At 65.0% G+C, this 15,595-nt stretch carries 12 protein-coding genes and 6 tRNA genes; 10 read left to right on the plus strand and 8 right to left on the minus strand.

Going from position 1 to position 15,595, the window contains the following annotated elements; genetic code table 11:
• Positions 1-53: 53 nt before the first annotated feature.
• From H3005_RS06720 to H3005_RS06730, 3 genes are read left to right on the plus strand one after another with little or no spacing between them, the layout of a single operon-like run.
• A complete protein-coding gene (locus tag H3005_RS06720) occupies positions 54-2,528 on the plus strand; it encodes a TonB-dependent receptor (RefSeq protein WP_191077886.1) in 2,475 nt (824 codons plus the stop codon).
• Complete coding sequence (locus tag H3005_RS06725; protein WP_100552843.1) at positions 2,515-3,315, plus strand: ChaN family lipoprotein; 801 nt, start codon at positions 2,515-2,517, stop codon at positions 3,313-3,315. The genes H3005_RS06720 and H3005_RS06725 overlap by 14 nt, the downstream gene beginning before the upstream one ends.
• Entirely contained in the window at positions 3,308-4,021 is a 714-nt protein-coding gene (locus H3005_RS06730) for an energy transducer TonB (protein WP_100552844.1), read from the plus strand. Before H3005_RS06725 ends, H3005_RS06730 begins: the two co-directional genes overlap by 8 nt.
• On the opposite strand, the gene H3005_RS06735 is transcribed toward H3005_RS06730, so the two are convergent.
• From H3005_RS06735 to H3005_RS06770, 8 genes are all read right to left on the minus strand, one after another.
• Complete coding sequence (locus H3005_RS06735) at positions 4,018-4,452, minus strand: RidA family protein (RefSeq protein WP_049464364.1); 435 nt, start codon at positions 4,450-4,452, stop codon at positions 4,018-4,020. The genes H3005_RS06730 and H3005_RS06735 overlap by 4 nt on opposite strands.
• Before the next feature lie 114 nt (positions 4,453-4,566).
• Complete coding sequence (locus H3005_RS06740; RefSeq protein WP_100552845.1) at positions 4,567-5,469, minus strand: cation diffusion facilitator family transporter; 903 nt, start codon at positions 5,467-5,469, stop codon at positions 4,567-4,569.
• A gap of 28 nt (positions 5,470-5,497) precedes the next feature.
• The gene (locus tag H3005_RS06745) at positions 5,498-7,786 is read right to left on the minus strand and encodes an Orn/Lys/Arg decarboxylase N-terminal domain-containing protein (RefSeq protein WP_191077830.1); all 2,289 of its coding nucleotides are present in this window, start codon (positions 7,784-7,786) and stop codon (positions 5,498-5,500) included.
• A gap of 20 nt (positions 7,787-7,806) precedes the next feature.
• Entirely contained in the window at positions 7,807-9,159 is a 1,353-nt protein-coding gene (gene adiC, locus H3005_RS06750) for an arginine/agmatine antiporter (protein ID WP_099821496.1), read from the minus strand.
• Between the two features lie 78 nt (positions 9,160-9,237).
• Positions 9,238-10,680: a DcaP family trimeric outer membrane transporter gene (locus tag H3005_RS06755; protein WP_100552847.1), complete on the minus strand. Its 1,443-nt coding sequence runs from the start codon at positions 10,678-10,680 to the stop codon at positions 9,238-9,240.
• Positions 10,681-11,201: 521 nt separating this feature from the next.
• Positions 11,202-12,044 (minus strand): thiol:disulfide interchange protein DsbG, encoded by an 843-nt coding sequence (dsbG, locus tag H3005_RS06760; protein ID WP_100460336.1) that lies wholly within the window; start codon positions 12,042-12,044, stop codon positions 11,202-11,204.
• A 30-nt stretch (positions 12,045-12,074) separates the two neighbouring features.
• Positions 12,075-12,878, minus strand: coding sequence for a TlpA disulfide reductase family protein (locus tag H3005_RS06765; protein WP_100552848.1), 804 nt, complete (start codon positions 12,876-12,878; stop codon positions 12,075-12,077).
• Between the two features lie 85 nt (positions 12,879-12,963).
• A complete protein-coding gene (locus tag H3005_RS06770) occupies positions 12,964-14,031 on the minus strand; it encodes a helix-turn-helix domain-containing protein (RefSeq protein ID WP_100552849.1) in 1,068 nt (355 codons plus the stop codon).
• A gap of 183 nt (positions 14,032-14,214) precedes the next feature.
• On the opposite strand from H3005_RS06770, the gene H3005_RS06775 reads away from it, so the two are divergent.
• From H3005_RS06775 to H3005_RS06805, 7 genes are all read left to right on the plus strand, one after another.
• The gene (locus H3005_RS06775; protein WP_191077831.1) at positions 14,215-14,613 is read left to right on the plus strand and encodes a heavy metal-responsive transcriptional regulator; all 399 of its coding nucleotides are present in this window, start codon (positions 14,215-14,217) and stop codon (positions 14,611-14,613) included.
• 143 nt (positions 14,614-14,756) lie between these two features.
• A tRNA-Ala gene (locus tag H3005_RS06780) sits at positions 14,757-14,832 on the plus strand.
• Between the two features lie 53 nt (positions 14,833-14,885).
• Positions 14,886-14,961 (plus strand) — tRNA-Glu (locus H3005_RS06785).
• A gap of 183 nt (positions 14,962-15,144) precedes the next feature.
• Positions 15,145-15,220, plus strand: a tRNA-Ala gene (locus H3005_RS06790).
• A 49-nt stretch (positions 15,221-15,269) separates the two neighbouring features.
• Positions 15,270-15,345: transfer RNA gene (locus H3005_RS06795), tRNA-Glu, on the plus strand.
• Positions 15,346-15,389: 44 nt separating this feature from the next.
• A tRNA-Ala gene (locus tag H3005_RS06800) sits at positions 15,390-15,465 on the plus strand.
• Positions 15,466-15,514: 49 nt separating this feature from the next.
• Positions 15,515-15,590, plus strand: a tRNA-Glu gene (locus tag H3005_RS06805).
• Positions 15,591-15,595 lie beyond the last annotated feature (5 nt).

A 15,595-nucleotide genomic window follows, 5' to 3' on the forward strand; every position in this document is an offset into this window, starting at 1 on the left:
CTGCTGCGTCTTCCCAGGGTGACGACGCACTGCGTCACTCCCTGGAGCCCACGATGCTGTCCCACCGCCCCCTTGTTCTTGCGCTGTCTCTTGCCTGCGCCGGTATCGCCCCCGTGCTTGCTGCCACAGCGCAGGCGCAGGCAAGCGCAACCCGCCGCTACGATATTGCCGCCCAGCCGCTGGTCACCGCGCTGGACGCCTACAGCCGCCTCAGCGGCGTCGATCTGGTGATCGGCCGTGCCCTGCCGGCCAACCAGAGCGCACCCGCCCTGCAGGGGGATTTCGACGACACCCAGGCATTGGCACGGCTGCTGGCCGGCAGCGGCCTGCGCGCGCACTTCATCGATGCACGCCGTGCCACCCTCGAATCGGCGCCAGCCAGCACCGACGATGGCAGCCGCCAGACCGGCCCGCTGCGCGTGCACGGGCGCACTGCCCATGCCATTGCTCCGGGTACCGGGGCGAGCCAGTACATTCCGGCCACGCAGGATGGCTTCGCGCCGAAGATCGGCAGCGAACGGGTCGCCATGGCCGAGCGCCAGGACGGCAACAGCCTGCTGCGCTCGATGCCCGGCACGCACAGCTTCCACTCGCGCAGCCAGCCCGGCCTGCAGGTCAACATCCGCGGCATGGCAGGTGCAGGCCGGGTCAACACCATGATCGACGGCGTCACCCAGACCTTCCGCAACAACGCCGGCCATGGCTCGGGCGGCCCATTCGCTTATGTAGACCCGTTCCTGCTGGCAGGCGTCGACGTTCAGCGCGGCGCGGTCAGCGGTGGCGACGGTGCCGGTACGCTGGCCGGCAGTGCCAACTTCCGCACCCTGGACATCGAAGACCTGGTCTCCGACGGCCGCAAGTGGGGCCTGCGTGCAGGCTACCGGCATGGCAACAACGGCTATGGCAGCGGACGTACCTTCGCCGGCGCCTGGCGCCACAGCGAAGACGGCGGCGATCGCCAGTTCGGCCTGTTGGCAGCAGCCAGCAGCAGCCGCAGCAGTGAATACGCAACGTCCCGTGGCCAGAAAAACAGCGCCGACCCCGGCAGCCAGCAACCCAGCAGCTGGCTGCTGAAGGCGCGCCTGCAGCCCAGCGACCAGCACCGCCTGGACCTGAGCCACATGCGCTATGAAAACGACTTCTACCACAACTATCCGTGGCAGATTTCCGCTCGCAACCAGCGCGCCAGCTACCACTACACGCCCTACTCGCCGTGGATCGACCTGCGCGCCAGTTTCGCCGCCAACAAGACTCGGCTGTTCTATCCGCCCGTGGAAGATTCCAGCTACATCGGCCGGCGTACCCACAGCAGCCTGAGCAGCTGGAACGTGGACAACACCAGCCGCTTCGACATCGGCGCCGTACAGGCTCGCTGGAACACCGGCATCAAGCACCAGTCGGACATCTTCGTTGCCGATACCCCCACCCTGCGTGGCGCCAACCCACAAGGGCGCAGCCAACTCGACAGCGTGTTCACCACGCTGGAGCTGCAGTACGACACCTACGCACTGTCGGCGGGCCTGCGCCAGGACCGCTACAACATCCGCGGCCACGTCCCCACCTGCTCGGATGTGCCTGGGCAATGCCTGGAGATCGGAGGTGGTGGCATCGACGTCGATCGCACCCAGCATGCGCTCAGCCCCAGCCTCTCACTGTCGGTGCAGGCCACTGACTGGATGCAGCTGTTTGCCGAAGTCTCGCGCACCTCGCGGCCGCCGCGCGTGCAGGAAATGTTCTTCGAGAAGATCCCGCTGGAAGGGATGAGCGATGCCGACGGCGTCGGCGCCAACCCCTTCCTGCGCCGCGAACGTTCGCGCAACCTGCAGTTCGGCGCCAACCTCAGCGCCAGCTCGCTGCTGGTCGACGGCGACCTGGCGCAGCTGCGCCTGACCCGCTTCGACAACCGCATCCGCGACTACATCAAGCCGCAGTACCTGCTGATCGTGCACCCGCCGGAAGTAGAACCGTTCGTGGTGCCGATCGACAGCGACCCGCAGCTCAACGCGTGGACCGACAGCCTGGACGTGGACGACTTCAGCACCACCACGCGCTGGATGAACCATCCCGGCGTGGTGCGCATGCGCGGCCTCGAACTGGAAGCGCACTACGCCAGCGAGCACTACCACGCCACCCTCAGCTGGACCCGCTCGCGCACCAGCGCGCCGGCCATCGAATTCGTCAACCTGGAAGACATCACCGCCCTGCCCGACCGCTACTGGACGCTGGATGTCGGCGGCCGCTGGTGGCAGCAGCGCCTGCAGGCCGGTGTGCGCGCCGAGTACTCCGGCCCCACCGAAGAGGGTTACGACTTCTTCCAGACCCGCAAGACCGGCGGCACCGGCGTGCTGCTGGACTTCTATGCCAGCTTCAAGCCACAGGCCAACACCACGCTGTGGCTGAACATCGAAAACCTGCAGAACAAGGCCTATGACAACAACGCCTCCATCGACAGCATCTTCAGCCCGATCCTGGACCGCGGCAACGGCCGTGGCCGTACCGTCTCGGTGGGCGTCAATGTGGCGTTCTAGCCGGCGCTGGCTGGGGCTGGGTCTGATCGCGCTGGCGGCGGCAGCCAGCGCGCAGCCGATGCCCGGCAAGGTGATCGACCTGGCCAGTGGCAAGGAGCTCGACCAGGCTGCCTTCGTGCAGCGGGTTGCTGCCGCCGAGCGCGTGCTGCTCGGCGAGCGTCACGATATCGATGCCGACCATGACGCCGAACGTTGGCTGCTGCAGGCATTGCAGCAGCGGCGTCCGCAGGGCGCGCTGGTGCTGGAGATGATCGCCAGCGAACGCCAGCCGCGACTGCAGCGTGTGCAGCGCTGGCTGGACAAGGGCAACCGGGCAGAACCGCAACGGCTGGCCGAACTGCTGGACTGGGATCCCCGCTGGCCTTGGACACGCTATGGCGGACTGGTACAGATCGCCACCGATAGCGGCATCCGCCTGCAGGGCAGCAACCTGTCGCGCGCTGAAGTCAATACGCTGCTGGCGTCATCGCCCGAGGTGGTGTTCCCGGCCGACGGCGCGCGGCAACGGTTGTCAGCAGTGGTGCTGGCCCAGCACGCCGACGCTGCGCCCATGCTCGACGGCATGCTCGCCGTTCAGCACGCGCGGGACACGCGGATGGCACGGGTGCTGATGCAGTCGCCGGCACCCGCCCTGCTCGTCGCCGGCCGCTGGCATGTGCTGCGTGGCACGGGCGTACCCGGTTATCTGCCAACCTCTGCGCCAGCGCTGGTGATCGCGCTGGCCTCAGTCGACGAAGATGTGGCGAGAGATGACGCTGATCTGTTGTGGGTGGTCGGCGATGAGTGAGCGTCGGCAGCACTGGCAAGCGGTGACGATCAGCGTCGGCCTGCACCTGCTGCCGTTGCTGCTGTTCGTCCACTGGGTGTCCACTCCGCCGCTGCCACCGCCTCCCGAACAGGACGTGCGCATCAGCCTGCGCCTGCTGGCACCGGCCACACCACCGCAGCCGGTGGAAGAACTGCAGGCCGAGCGCCCCAGCCAGGCGCAGCAATCGCGGGCGGCCGAAGCACGCAAAGCGCCCCCGCCGCCACGCGCCATGGCGGCACCCGAAGGCAACCTCGCCGCCAGCGAGAAGAATGGCGACGGCCACCAGCCCTTGCCCGTGGCCCCGCCAGCGGCCGCGACCGATGCCCGTTCCGCACCGGCATCGATCACGGCCGCACCGCCCGCCCCGGACGCACCACCGGCGGACTTCCAGGCCGGCGCCGCCAGCGACCAGTGGGAAGCCCGCCTGATGGCGCGGCTGGAGCGTTACCGCTACTACCCCGCCGTAGCGAGGTCGCGGCGCCAGCAGGGCACCGCATGGGTCAGGGCCAGCATCAGCCGTGAAGGCCACCTGCTGGCATTGCGCCTCGAGCAGCCCAGCGGACAACCGATGCTGGATGAAAGTGCGCTGCAGACATTCCGGCGCGCGCAGCCCCTGCCGCGGATTCCAGAAGAGCTGCCAGCTCCGCAGGAACTGGTGGTGCCGGTGGAGTACTACCTGCGCTAGGCGCTGTAGGCCTCGGCCTCGATCTCGAACAGCATTCCGTCCAACGCCAGCCGCGGCACCGGAATAAGCGTGCAGGTCGGTGCCGGGCGATTGGCCCAGCGCCGCCGCACCTGCCGGGCGATGATGCCCAGGCGATCCTCATCGTGGTCGACCACCAGGATCCGCAGTCGCGCAACATCGGTCAGATCCGCATGGGCCGAGCGCAGCGCGGTCTGCAGATTGTCCAGTGCCTGCGACACCTGCTCCTCGAAGCTGGGTGACAGGTTTCCCTGATCATCTTCACCACCCTGCCCAGCGATATGGATCACCCGCGCTGGCAGTCGCACCACCGCCACGTGCGAGTATCCGTTGGCACTGGGATCGTGCAGGCCAGGGGGATCGAACAGATCCAGCAGGCCATGGCTGAAGTCCGGAGTGGTCAGCAGGTTCATACCGCATGCCTCGTGGGGAATGCGAGGCAGTCTGCTACCTCAACTGCTGTTGAGGTCAAACCTATTGCATGCAACAGAGCGGCTCACCGCATGCAACGATCGGCTGCAACAACATCAGGTCCATGCCGGGTCCGCGGTGAAATCGATCGTCAGCCAGAACGTGCTGCTTCGCGCGTCCATCCGCACCGCGATCTCATCGCGCATCGCATCCACCTCACCCACCGTGCCCAGCGGCGTCGACGGCGAGGTCAGGATGTGGATCTCGATGAACCGCATGCGCCCCATCTTCGCGACATGGCTGGTGAAGCCGGCATAGCCATGCTCGGCCACGAATGCCTGCATCACCTGCTGCACACGCTCGTCCAGGTCATCGGGTGCCACCTGCAGCACTTCCCGCATGGCCTTCCACGCACTGCGCGCCGGCACCGGCAACACCGCAAGGCTGATCAGCGCCAGCACCATCGAATCCAGATACGGCACCCAGTGGTGCCACTGCCCACCGTGCAACGCCAGCGCCAACACGAAGGCCAGCACCACCGCCAGGCTCATCAATCCACCCAGCAGCCAGCCACGCACATCCAGCCACAGCAATGCCGACTGCAACCTGCGGGCACGCTGGGCCACGAACGCGGCCATGCCCAGGTTGCTGGCACTCAGCAGCACCGCCCACCAGAGGGCGGGCCCGAATTTCACTTCGTGCCCGCCGGTGGTCAATCCAATCACCGCGTTGGCCAGCGCGTACACGCAGGCCAGCGACAGGATCACTCCGCCCAGCGCCTCGACCATCGGTTCCAGATGCCAATAGCCGTACTGGAAGCGCGGGCTGTGTTCCCGCGCCACCAGCCGCAGCACCGACAACGACACCAGGGTCAGGGCTACGTCAACCAGGCTGTAGATGCCGTCGAACAGGATGGCCTGCGATCCCACCAGCAGGCCACCGATGAAGCCGACCGCGCTGACCGCCACGGTGACCCCGATCGAGAACTTCAGGATGCGTTGCTCGCGCGCGGTATCCATCGTTCGCCGAAGGGCCGACCGTACCGGCTCAGGCCTTCAGCACCTCCACCTTGTAGGACGGCACGTCGCCATCGCGCTCGATGATAAGGCCATGCACGTCCGACTCGAAGCCCGGGAAGCGCGCGTTCTGCTCGCGGGCGATGCGCAGCGACTGGATGATCGGCTCGTCGCGGTCGCCGAAGCACTCGCCCGGCATGATCGTCGGAATGCCCGGCGGGTACGGCACCAGCATCGTCGCAGCGATACGGCCGCTGACCTGCTCGATGTCGACCCGCTCGATCTCGCCCTTCACCAGGTGGTTGTAGGCATCGGCCGGGGTCATCACCGGTGTCGGCAGGTCCACGTACATCTCGCGCATCACCTTGGCCACCGCGAACTCCTGGTTGAACGCATGCAACGCGTCACACAGGTCACGCAGGCCCCAGCCGGCATAGGCATGGGGGTAATCGGCGGCAAGCGACGGCAAGGCCTGGCTCAGCGGCGCGTTGCGGTCATACAGCTCCTTGAACGCCATCAGCTCGGTAACCAGCGTGCTCCACTTGCCCTTGGTGATGCCCATCGAGAACAAGAACAGCACCGAGTACAGGTTGGTCTTCTCCACGGTGATGCCGCGGCCCCACAGGAACTTGCTCAGCACTGCAGCCGGGATGCCCAGCTTGCCCATGCTGCCGTCCATCGACAGGCCCGGCGTCAACAGGGTCACCTTGATCGGATCGATCAGCACATAGTCATCGACCAGGTTCTCGAACCCGTGCCAATGCGCATCGGGCTGCAGGTACCATTCCTCGCGCTTGGCCACCAGCGGCGCCGGCGTATCGCCCTTGTCCAGGCTGCGCTCGACCTTCGTCGGTTGCCACACGCTGAACCACCAGTCATCACGGCCCAGATCGTCGCGTACGTGCAGCATCGCACGGCGGAAAGCGATCGCTTCGTCATGCATTTCCTGCACCAGCGAACGACCGGCATCGCCCTCCATCATCTTCGAGGCCACATCACACGCTGCGATCACCCCGTAGTGCGGGCTGGTCGAGGTATGCATCATGAACGCTTCGTTGAAGCGCTCGGCATCCAGGTCACGGCTGGCCGAGTTGCGCACATGGATCATCGAGGCCTGCGAGAACGCCGCCAGCAACTTGTGGGTGGAGTGCGTGGTGAAGATGATCGCATCCTGCTCGCGCGGCTTGCCCTTGGCCATGCCGTAGTGATTTTCATAGAACGGATGGAATGCGGCATAGGCATACCAGGCCTCGTCGAAATGCAGGAAGTCGACCGCGCTGCCGATATCCTCAGCGATCTTCTCGGCGTTGTAGCACAGGCCGTCGTAGGTCGAGTTGGTCACCACCGCGATACGCGGCTTGGAGCCGGCCTGGTAGGCCTGGCTGGCCAGCGGATTGGCGGCGATGCGCTGCTGCAGTGCTTCCGGAGTGAACTGGTCCAGGCTGATCGGGCCGATGATGCCGTGTGCATTGCGGCTGGGCGTGAAATACACCGGCACCGCGCCGGTCATGATCAACGAATGCAGCAGCGACTTGTGGCAGTTCCGGTCAACGAACACCACGTCGCCGCGGGCCACAGTGCCGTGCCACACGATCTTGTTGGCCGTCGACGTACCGTTGGTGACGAAGAAGGTGTGGTCGGCACCGAAGTTGCGTGCTGCCTCGTTCTCGGCGTCCTTGATCGGGCCGGTGTGGTCCAGCAGCGAGCCCAGTTCCGGCACTGAAATCGACAGATCGCTGCGCAGCGTGTTCTCACCATAGAACTGGTGGAAGGCGCGCCCGACCGGTGACTTGGTGAAGGCCACACCACCGGCATGGCCCGGCGTATGCCAGGAATAGTTCGACTCGGCGGCGTGATGGATCAGCGCCTTGAAGAACGGCGGCAGCAGGTTCTGCATGTAGTCTTCGGCTGCTCGCATCACCTGCCGCGAGATGAAGCTCTTGGTATCTTCGAACAGGAAGATGAAGCCGTGGATGTACTTGAGCAGCTTGCTCGGCACCTTCTCGATGGTGCGTCGTTCGCCATACAGGAACACCGGAAGATTGGCGCGGCGCGCACTCTGTTCGCGCAGGAAGGCGGTCAGGCGCTGGAACTCGCCATCGACCTCCTCGCTGCCGTCGATCGAGATCAGCACCGCCGAAGCGGCCACGTAGGTACGGGCACCGGCACGGGCGTCATCCAGGTTCAGGCCGCACAGCACGCGCTGGTCATTGCTGCGCAGTTCTTCCACCAGCGCGCGGATGAGGATGCCGCCGATGCGCGGCGAATCGTAGTCACCATCAATGACGATGACCGGATAATCCAGGGACTTGAAATACACGTTGATTCTCCTTGTCTAACTCAGGAACGCTGCGCGCCGGCCGAAATCGCCGCCGCCTCGCGGGAACGCTGCCGCTGCTGGCGACGCTCCTCGCTGAAGAAGGGATAGAACACAGTGATGAACAGCACGAACAGGAAGGCGTACTGCACGATCGTTCCCGACGAGCCATAGATCGCCCACAGGCAGTACACGACCGTCAGGCTGGTGAGGGTCCAGAACGCACCGGTGTGCACCAGCGTGTGCGAACGTTCCACCACGAAATAGCAGGCGACGCACGAGTAGATGTACGGCAGCAGCGTCAGCACCACCGCTGCCGAGGTGATCACGTCGAACTGGGCCGAGGCGGTCTTCGAGGTGGAGGTCACCAGCACCGCCAGGGTCATCAGCACGGCCACGATCAGCACGCCCTTGACCGGCACGTCGTCCTTGTTGGTCTTGCTGAAGATGCTCGGGAACAGGCCATCATCGGACGCTGCCTTGGCACTCTGCGCGGTCAGCAGGATCCAGCCGCCCAGCGAGCCGGCGGCGCCGACGAAGGCACACAGGCTGACCAGCGCACCACCCCAGCCGCCCACGGCCTTGGCCGCTGCCAGTGCGAACGGCGCGTCGGAGGTCTGCAGTTCACCGTTGGGCACCATGCCCATGATCACCGACGAGCTGGCGATGTAGGCGATGGCGGCCAGGAACACACCGGCCAGGGTGGCGCGGGCCACGTTCTTCTCCGGATTCTCGACCACACCGGCGGTCACCGACGCCGACTCCACGCCGATGAACGCCCACAGGGTGAGTGCCGCCGCGCTGGAGATCGCACCGAAGTTGGACTCACCGGACACGTTGTAGGCGCCCTTGAAGATGTCGGCATCGAAGAAGAACCAGCCGAAGATGGCGATGCCCAGGATCGGCACCAGCGCGAAGCTGGTGGTGACCGTCTGCACGCGGCTGACGAATGCTGGCCCGATCATGTTGGCAAAGCTCAGCGCCCACACCAGGATCAGCACCGCGATGCAGCGCACCAGCGGCTCGGACAGGATCGGGAAGAAATAGCTGAAGTAGCCCACCGCCGCGATCGGGATGGCCACGTTGCCGATCCAGTTGGCGAACCAGTAGATGGTATTGGTCTGGAAGCCCATGTACGGCCCGAACCAATCGCGCGCGTACGCATACGGGCCGCCTGCCTTGGGTGCCAGCTTGCCGAGCTTGGCGAACACGAACGCCAGCAGCAGCGCCCCGGCGGTGGTGATCAGCCAACCCCATATCGAGGCGGTACCAATCTTGGCCAGGCTGGAGGGCAGCAGGAACACCCCTGAGCCCATCATGTTGCCGGCGACGAGGAAGGTGGCTCCGACCACCCCGATTTTCTTTGCTTCTGCCATGACAATCTCCTGTACCTGGCATGGGCCCGGTGAACCCGGGCGTGGGGAATGGCTACGCTGGCGTGCTGCCGCTGGCGCCTACTTGATGAAGTTGTATTGCAGGCTGCCCTGCACCCGGACCGTGTCGCCGCGCGCTCCGCCCTGCTGCTGCAGGCGGCCGTACAGCAGCTCCATGCCCATCGTCCACGACGGAGCCGGGCTCCAGATCAGGTTGAACACGCCGTAGCGGCTTTGCCGGAATGCATCGGTCGGCAGCGCCGCATTGCGCTCCAGGGTCAGCTGGCCGTAGATCAGGTTCGAGCGCCACAGATCCGACCAGTAATGGGTGTAGCCGACGAAGCCACCGTGCAGGTCCAGCGCATCGATGCGTCCATCGGCATCCACCACGGCATCCAGGCCGGAGCCGGTGAGATCGGCGGTGTAGCGGCTCAGGCCGCGACCGCCCAGCGCGCCGAACAGCAGCAGATCGCGTTCCCCCACCGAGGCCGAGCCACTGAGCTGCGCGCCACCGGCAAAGACGCGGTCACGACGGGTATCGCCGTCGTAGGCCAGATTGCGTGCCACGACGCCCAGTTGCAGATGGCCCCAGTCGCGCTCCATGCGCGCGATGGCACTCACATCCGGCAGTCGATTGACCGCCGCCATCGCGTCGCTGGCGCCGGCCAGCTCGGTGTCCGGGTCTTCGGCGGCCAGCGTCAGGGTGTTGCCCTTGCCCAGCGCAAAGCTGTGATGGATACCGGCCACCAGCAGGTAGCCGGCGCCGCCGGGGCCAGCAAAATCCAGCGTGTCGGGCAGGCTGTCCGGATCCATGAAACTGGAATAGCCATAGCCTGCGTAGGTATTGCCCAGCTGGCCGTAGGCATGGCGCAGGCGGAATTCATAGCCATCGCTGCTGCCGAAGAAATCATTCTCCAGATAGAAGCGCAGGTTGCCGTGCGTGGTTGGACGCCGCGCCTCGAAGCTGAAACGCGTCTGCTTGGCGTGGATGTTGAAGTTCGAGACGTCGCGATGATTGCCGCCCACCGGCATCGACGAGGGAATGAACTGATCCTCGTCGCCCGCCCCGCGCGAATCCGCAATCGCATCGAGCTTGGCATAGCCGCCAATGCGGATCACGGTGTCGGTGCCGGGAATGGCAAAGAAGCCTTTCAGATCCGGATCGGTGGGGCCGGCGGCGCTGTCTGGACGCGAGGCTGCCGTTGAAGGATCGGCCACCGATTCACGCTGTGGCAGCACAGGAGGCGCCACGCCAGGCACTTGGGTAGGGTGCAGGATGCCGCTGGTGATTGGCACATTCATGGTCGCCTGCGCTGCAGCGGGCATCGGCGACGACGCTGCAACGGGAGCCGCAGCTGCATGCTCTTCGCGTCGTTCAAGCTGGTCCAGACGCTGCTGCATACCCTGCAGCGTCTGCCGCATCGCGTCGATCTCCCGACGCAATGCCTGCGCATCATCCTGTGCATGCAACGGCATCGCGGCCATCGCCGCCAGACACCCCAGACTCAGTACCGCCAAGCGCATTGCATCCTCCCTGGACTGTAACTCCCGCTGCCCGGCCGTGCAGCGCGCGTGCGCGGCCCCGACCTCAACGAGCCGTTGCTGGAAATGCGGGTACTGCGTGGACGACCGTTGCCAGCCTGCACGTTGCAGGCAACAGGGCAATGACACTGTCCCGATTGCCAACACTGCGCCGGAGTCGTTCCCACTGCAGCAGTGCTGCCGAAGGGGTGGCGACCGCAGCGGACTGGGTAACAAGCGCTGGGTGAGAATGTCGTGAATGGCATTGCGCGCACGCCCTCTGCAGGGCATGACGTGTGCGACATCCATAGCGCAGTGACGCTGTATTCCATGCGCCAAGGCTAGTTCGATTGTCGTTTTTGGCCTTGATTGGGATCAAAGCGAAATGCTTGATGTCAGTCACGATTCAGACGTGACATCTGTTCGTGACGTGCGCAGCCCTCATCGCCGGGACTGTCGCAGAAAGCAACAGGCCCACACGTTGCCGTGCGGGCCTGTTGCTCAAAACAGCATGTCGAGGTGCCTCAGCGCGGGCCGAGTACCGCCTGCAGATCGTTGCCCTGCGGAAGGCCAGCACGTCGCTGCACCTGGCCCTGTGCATCCTGGAACAGGATGCCCGGCGTGCCCTGGAAGCCCATCTCCACCATCAGCACCTGGTTGGCATCCAGCTTGGCTGCGATCTCCCGGCTGATGTTGGGCAGCGGCTTGATGCCACCACGATCGAACTGGTGCTCGTTCTCCAGCAGTGCCGCACTCGGATCGCGTGCGGCCATGATCGCCGCCGCCTTGGCCGGGCTGTCCTCACGGATCACGCCGACCATGATGTGGCGCAACTGCACCTTTCCTGCGTCCACCCAGGGGCGTGCAGCCTCCCAGAATTTGTGGCAGTAAGGGCAGTTGGCATCACTGAAGGTGTACACCACGCGCGGCGCATCAGCCTTGCCATCGCGTACCCAGGCACTGGTTTCAAGCTTGCTCCACATCTTGGCCGACATCGGCGCGGCAACCAGCTTCTCCAGCGTCTCGGCTGCAACTTCGTTGCCCTCGGCGTCGAACAGGCTGCCCACCAGCACGTGCTTGCCATCGGCGGTCACGTAAGCCGCCGCCGGCTGCTGGCCGCCGACCATGCCGGCAAAGCCGCGCAGGCCACCCGGCGCATCGAATTCGGAGACCACCTCGAAGCCATGCTTCTCGATGCCCTTCAGGACAGCCGGCAACTCGCCCTTCTTGGCGGCCGCCGATGCCGAAGCCGTTGCCGGTGCAGCGGCATCCTTGCCCGTCGGGGTCTGAGCCTGGCTGCAGGCAGCCAGCGCCAGCATGGCCGGCAGCATCAGCGTATGCGCGATGCGCGGGGAAATCGACAACATGGAAACTCCGTAGTGGGATGCCAGCGCAGGCTACCGCAGCCGGCGCAGTTTGTGTTCAAGACCGGCCTGGGTCAGTTCGCCGAGATGCAGTTCCTGCAACCTCCCCTGCGCATCGAAGAAGAGCGTGGAAGGGAAAGCCCGGACGTCCAGCGTGGTCGACGCAGCCGAAGCCTCATCCAGCAGGACGTTGCCCAGCGAGAGGTGTTCAGCAGCAAGAAAGGTCTGGACCTCCACAAGGGTCTCGCCCTGGTTGAGGAAGGCGAACTGGATATCGGCATGTTTCTGCTGCGCCGTCGCCAGCACCGGCATCTCCCGGCGGCACGGGCCACACCAGCTGGCCCACAGGTTCAGTACCAGAGGCTTGCCATGAAACGTCTGCAGTTCAATCGCCCTGCCCTGCAGGTCGACCACCTGCAGCGTGGGCAGTGGCATCTGCTTTGCCTGCCAGTACGCGAGCCCCTGGCTTGCCACGCCCCACAACAGCAACCCAACCAGCGCACCTGCCAGCACCGGCGCCCGCAACGGGCGCTGCCTGCGCAGCCGCCAAAGCGCCCAGGCAAATCCAGCGCCAACAACAACGGGAAGGTGGTACCCGCCATCGGCAATCTGCAGCACGCTCCAGGGAGCTTCACGATAGAGGCTGAAATGCGCTGCGACAAACGACAGCCGGCCACACAGCAGACCAACCAGCAACATGTCCAGCACCATCCCCGCTGCGGGCGGCCGAACCTGGCCAGGCTCACCACGCGACCAGATCCGCGCAATGGCCATCGCCAGCAGCAGGAAGATCAGGATCAATACCACCGGCATCGGCACCGGCCCAACACTCGACATCAGCTCACCCGCTCTTGCCTGCACAGACCCGCATGGTCAAAGCGTCGAGCCCGCGATGCAAGCACGACGCATTGAACCTTGTTCATCAAGCGGCGCTGCGACCCAGCTGCGTGCCCGGCGAGGCGCGCAGCCCCCGCAGGCTGCCGGCCACAGCAGGCGTCAGCGGACGATCGCGGCGTTTGCTGCTGACGTGGCGACGATAGTTGGCGGGCGTCATGCCGACAATGCGCAGGAACAGCCGGCGGAATGCGCTCTGGTCGGCGTAACCCACACCCCAGGCAACTTCATCGATGCTGGCGCCCTGCTGCAGCAACGTCTGCGCCTTCGCCACGCGCAGCCGCTGGCAATACTCGATGGGCCGCAGCCCGGTCGCCTTCAGGAAACGACGCTGCAGGGTACGCGGCTCCAATCCCGAGATCTCACAGATCGCCCCCAGCGTGGCCCCACGTGCAGCCGTGGTATGCAACCAGCGCTGCGCCTTCAGCACGTCACGGTCGCCGTGGGCGAAGTTGGCACTGAATCGCTCCAGATCCTGCTGGATGCCGACCGGCACCACGATGCCCAACTGCTGTGCCACCGCGCTGGCCACGCCCTGGCCATGCAGCCGGTACAGCAGGCGCAAGCCAAGAAAGCGCCAGGCCTGGGCGCCGCCCACGGTAAGCAGATCGCCGTCATCGACGAGTGCTCGCTCACTGGGCGCCCAGCTGCCGACCTGCACCTGCAGCGCCGGATGGCGGTTGAGGTCAGGACCGGACACCGTACGCCCGGTCAGCAGACCGGCCCGCGCCAGCACACTCACCCCCTCACCTGCGGCGGCCAGCAGGCTGCCGCCGTCGTAGTGGGCCCGCAACCAATCCAGCAGGACGTCCTCGGCACGCACCGACGTGCTGGAACTGACCTGCCCCGGCAAGGCGATCACCGCAGGAATTGCCGCGTCCAGCATCTCGGCACCGGCGATGCGATGCACGCCGGTATTGCTGGCGGGCACGATCCAGCGGGTCACCAGCACCCGCTTGCAGGGCCGCCGCTGCTGCTGTGCCAGACGATTGGCGACGTGTGCCATTTCGGCAAGCACCGATGCAGCCGACGGGTCGCCTCCGGGGTATTCAACCACCGCAACCTCGACGAATCCCTCGTTCCTGATTCCCTCCACTCCCCACCTCCTCTTCCGGTTCAGGCCGTCGAGCGGCCGGTTCAGGCGCAGGGTAGGAACTGCTTTGCCTTGGGGGATATGAAGAAAGTTGCAAAGTGTGCTGAATAGGCGGCGCGGGCAAAGCCTTGACTCTTGACCAGAGTCCAGGGATGACTATGCACGGCAGGTCCCAAGGAGTCCGCCGTGAACATTGGTCAGTTGGCACGTCAGGCCGGCGTTCCCATCGATACCGTCCGCTACTACGAACGTCAGCAGCTTCTGCCCACCGCAGCGCGCTCGGCAGGTGGCTACCGCATCTTCGGCGAGCAGGACCTGCGACGCCTGCGCTTCATCCGCCGGGCAAAGGCGTTGGGCTTCAGTCTCGATGAGATCGGTGAACTGCTTTCCCTCAGCGACCATCCTCCGCAGGACATGGGCAGCGTGCGTGACACCGCACGAATACGCCTGCAGGACATCGAACTGCGGATGGCAGAGCTGCAGCGCATGCATGGCGCGCTCTCCCAGCTGGTCGATGCCTGCCGTGGACATGGCGCCCTCGACCAGTGCCCGATCCTGGCAGCGCTGACCGGGGAAGACCGCTGAACCCTTCGCTTCTGCATCGACACATGTGCTGCCCGCATGCAGAAAACGCAGCTGCGCCACCGCGCGCGCTACGTGAAGAAAAGTGCAACAAAGCGCTTGCCAACCCCCGGGGGCACAGCTATTATTTCGCTCCTCAGCGACGTGGGGCCATAGCTCAGCTGGGAGAGCGCCTGCATGGCATGCAGGAGGTCAGCGGTTCGATCCCGCTTGGCTCCACCATACTTTCGGCATTAGGCCGTCGAAAGGTCGCAAAGAACATTGATGAGATCTGCGTCCCCATCGTCTAGAGGCCTAGGACATCACCCTTTCACGGTGGCGACCGGGGTTCGAATCCCCGTGGGGACGCCACTCATCATGAACAACGAGGACCCGGCCGATAACCGGGTCTTTTTTGTTCACCGCCCACCGGCATTCAGGTTGTGGCGTCGGAACGCTCCCTGCCCTTGTGGCAATGAACGGTTCGATGAAAAAGCTTCAAAAAAAGCTTCCACAAATGTGAACAGGCAGGTATGATAGGCGGCTCGGTAACACGGGGCCATAGCTCAGCTGGGAGAGCGCCTGCATGGCATGCAGGAGGTCAGCGGTTCGATCCCGCTTGGCTCCACCACTTTCGACATTAGGCCGTCGAGAGTTCTACAACTTGAAGTTTTTCGTGCGTCCCCATCGTCTAGAGGCCTAGGACATCACCCTTTCACGGTGGCGACCGGGGTTCGAATCCCCGTGGGGACGCCAGTTTCAAAAAGGACCCTGCTCCCAGCAGGAATCCGAAGTTTCATGGGGCCATAGCTCAGCTGGGAGAGCGCCTGCATGGCATGCAGGAGGTCAGCGGTTCGATCCCGCTTGGCTCCACCACTTTCGGCATTAGGCCGTCGAAAGTTCTACAACTTGAAGTTTTTCGTGCGTCCCCATCGTCTAGAGGCCTAGGACATCACCCTTTCACGGTGGCGACCGGGGTTCGAATCCCCGTGGGGACGCCAATCTT

The sequence above is a fragment of the Stenotrophomonas sp. Br8 genome (assembly GCF_014763005.1).
GTDB classification, from domain to species: Bacteria; Pseudomonadota; Gammaproteobacteria; order Xanthomonadales; family Xanthomonadaceae; genus Stenotrophomonas; species Stenotrophomonas lactitubi.

Coding starts and splice junctions, on each gene's coding strand:
- H3005_RS06720 (WP_191077886.1), top strand. CDS start 54: ATGCTGTCCCACCGCCCCCTTGTTCTTGCGCTGTCTCTTGCCTGCGCC.
- H3005_RS06735 (WP_049464364.1), bottom strand. CDS start 4,452: ATGAACCTGCTGACCACTCCGGACTTCAGCCATGGCCTGCTGGATCTG.
- H3005_RS06730 (WP_100552844.1), top strand. CDS start 3,308: ATGAGTGAGCGTCGGCAGCACTGGCAAGCGGTGACGATCAGCGTCGGC.
- H3005_RS06725 (WP_100552843.1), top strand. CDS start 2,515: ATGTGGCGTTCTAGCCGGCGCTGGCTGGGGCTGGGTCTGATCGCGCTG.
- dsbG (WP_100460336.1), bottom strand. CDS start 12,044: ATGTTGTCGATTTCCCCGCGCATCGCGCATACGCTGATGCTGCCGGCC.
- adiC (WP_099821496.1), bottom strand. CDS start 9,159: ATGGCAGAAGCAAAGAAAATCGGGGTGGTCGGAGCCACCTTCCTCGTC.
- H3005_RS06765 (WP_100552848.1), bottom strand. CDS start 12,878: ATGTCGAGTGTTGGGCCGGTGCCGATGCCGGTGGTATTGATCCTGATC.
- H3005_RS06755 (WP_100552847.1), bottom strand. CDS start 10,680: ATGCGCTTGGCGGTACTGAGTCTGGGGTGTCTGGCGGCGATGGCCGCG.
- H3005_RS06740 (WP_100552845.1), bottom strand. CDS start 5,469: ATGGATACCGCGCGCGAGCAACGCATCCTGAAGTTCTCGATCGGGGTC.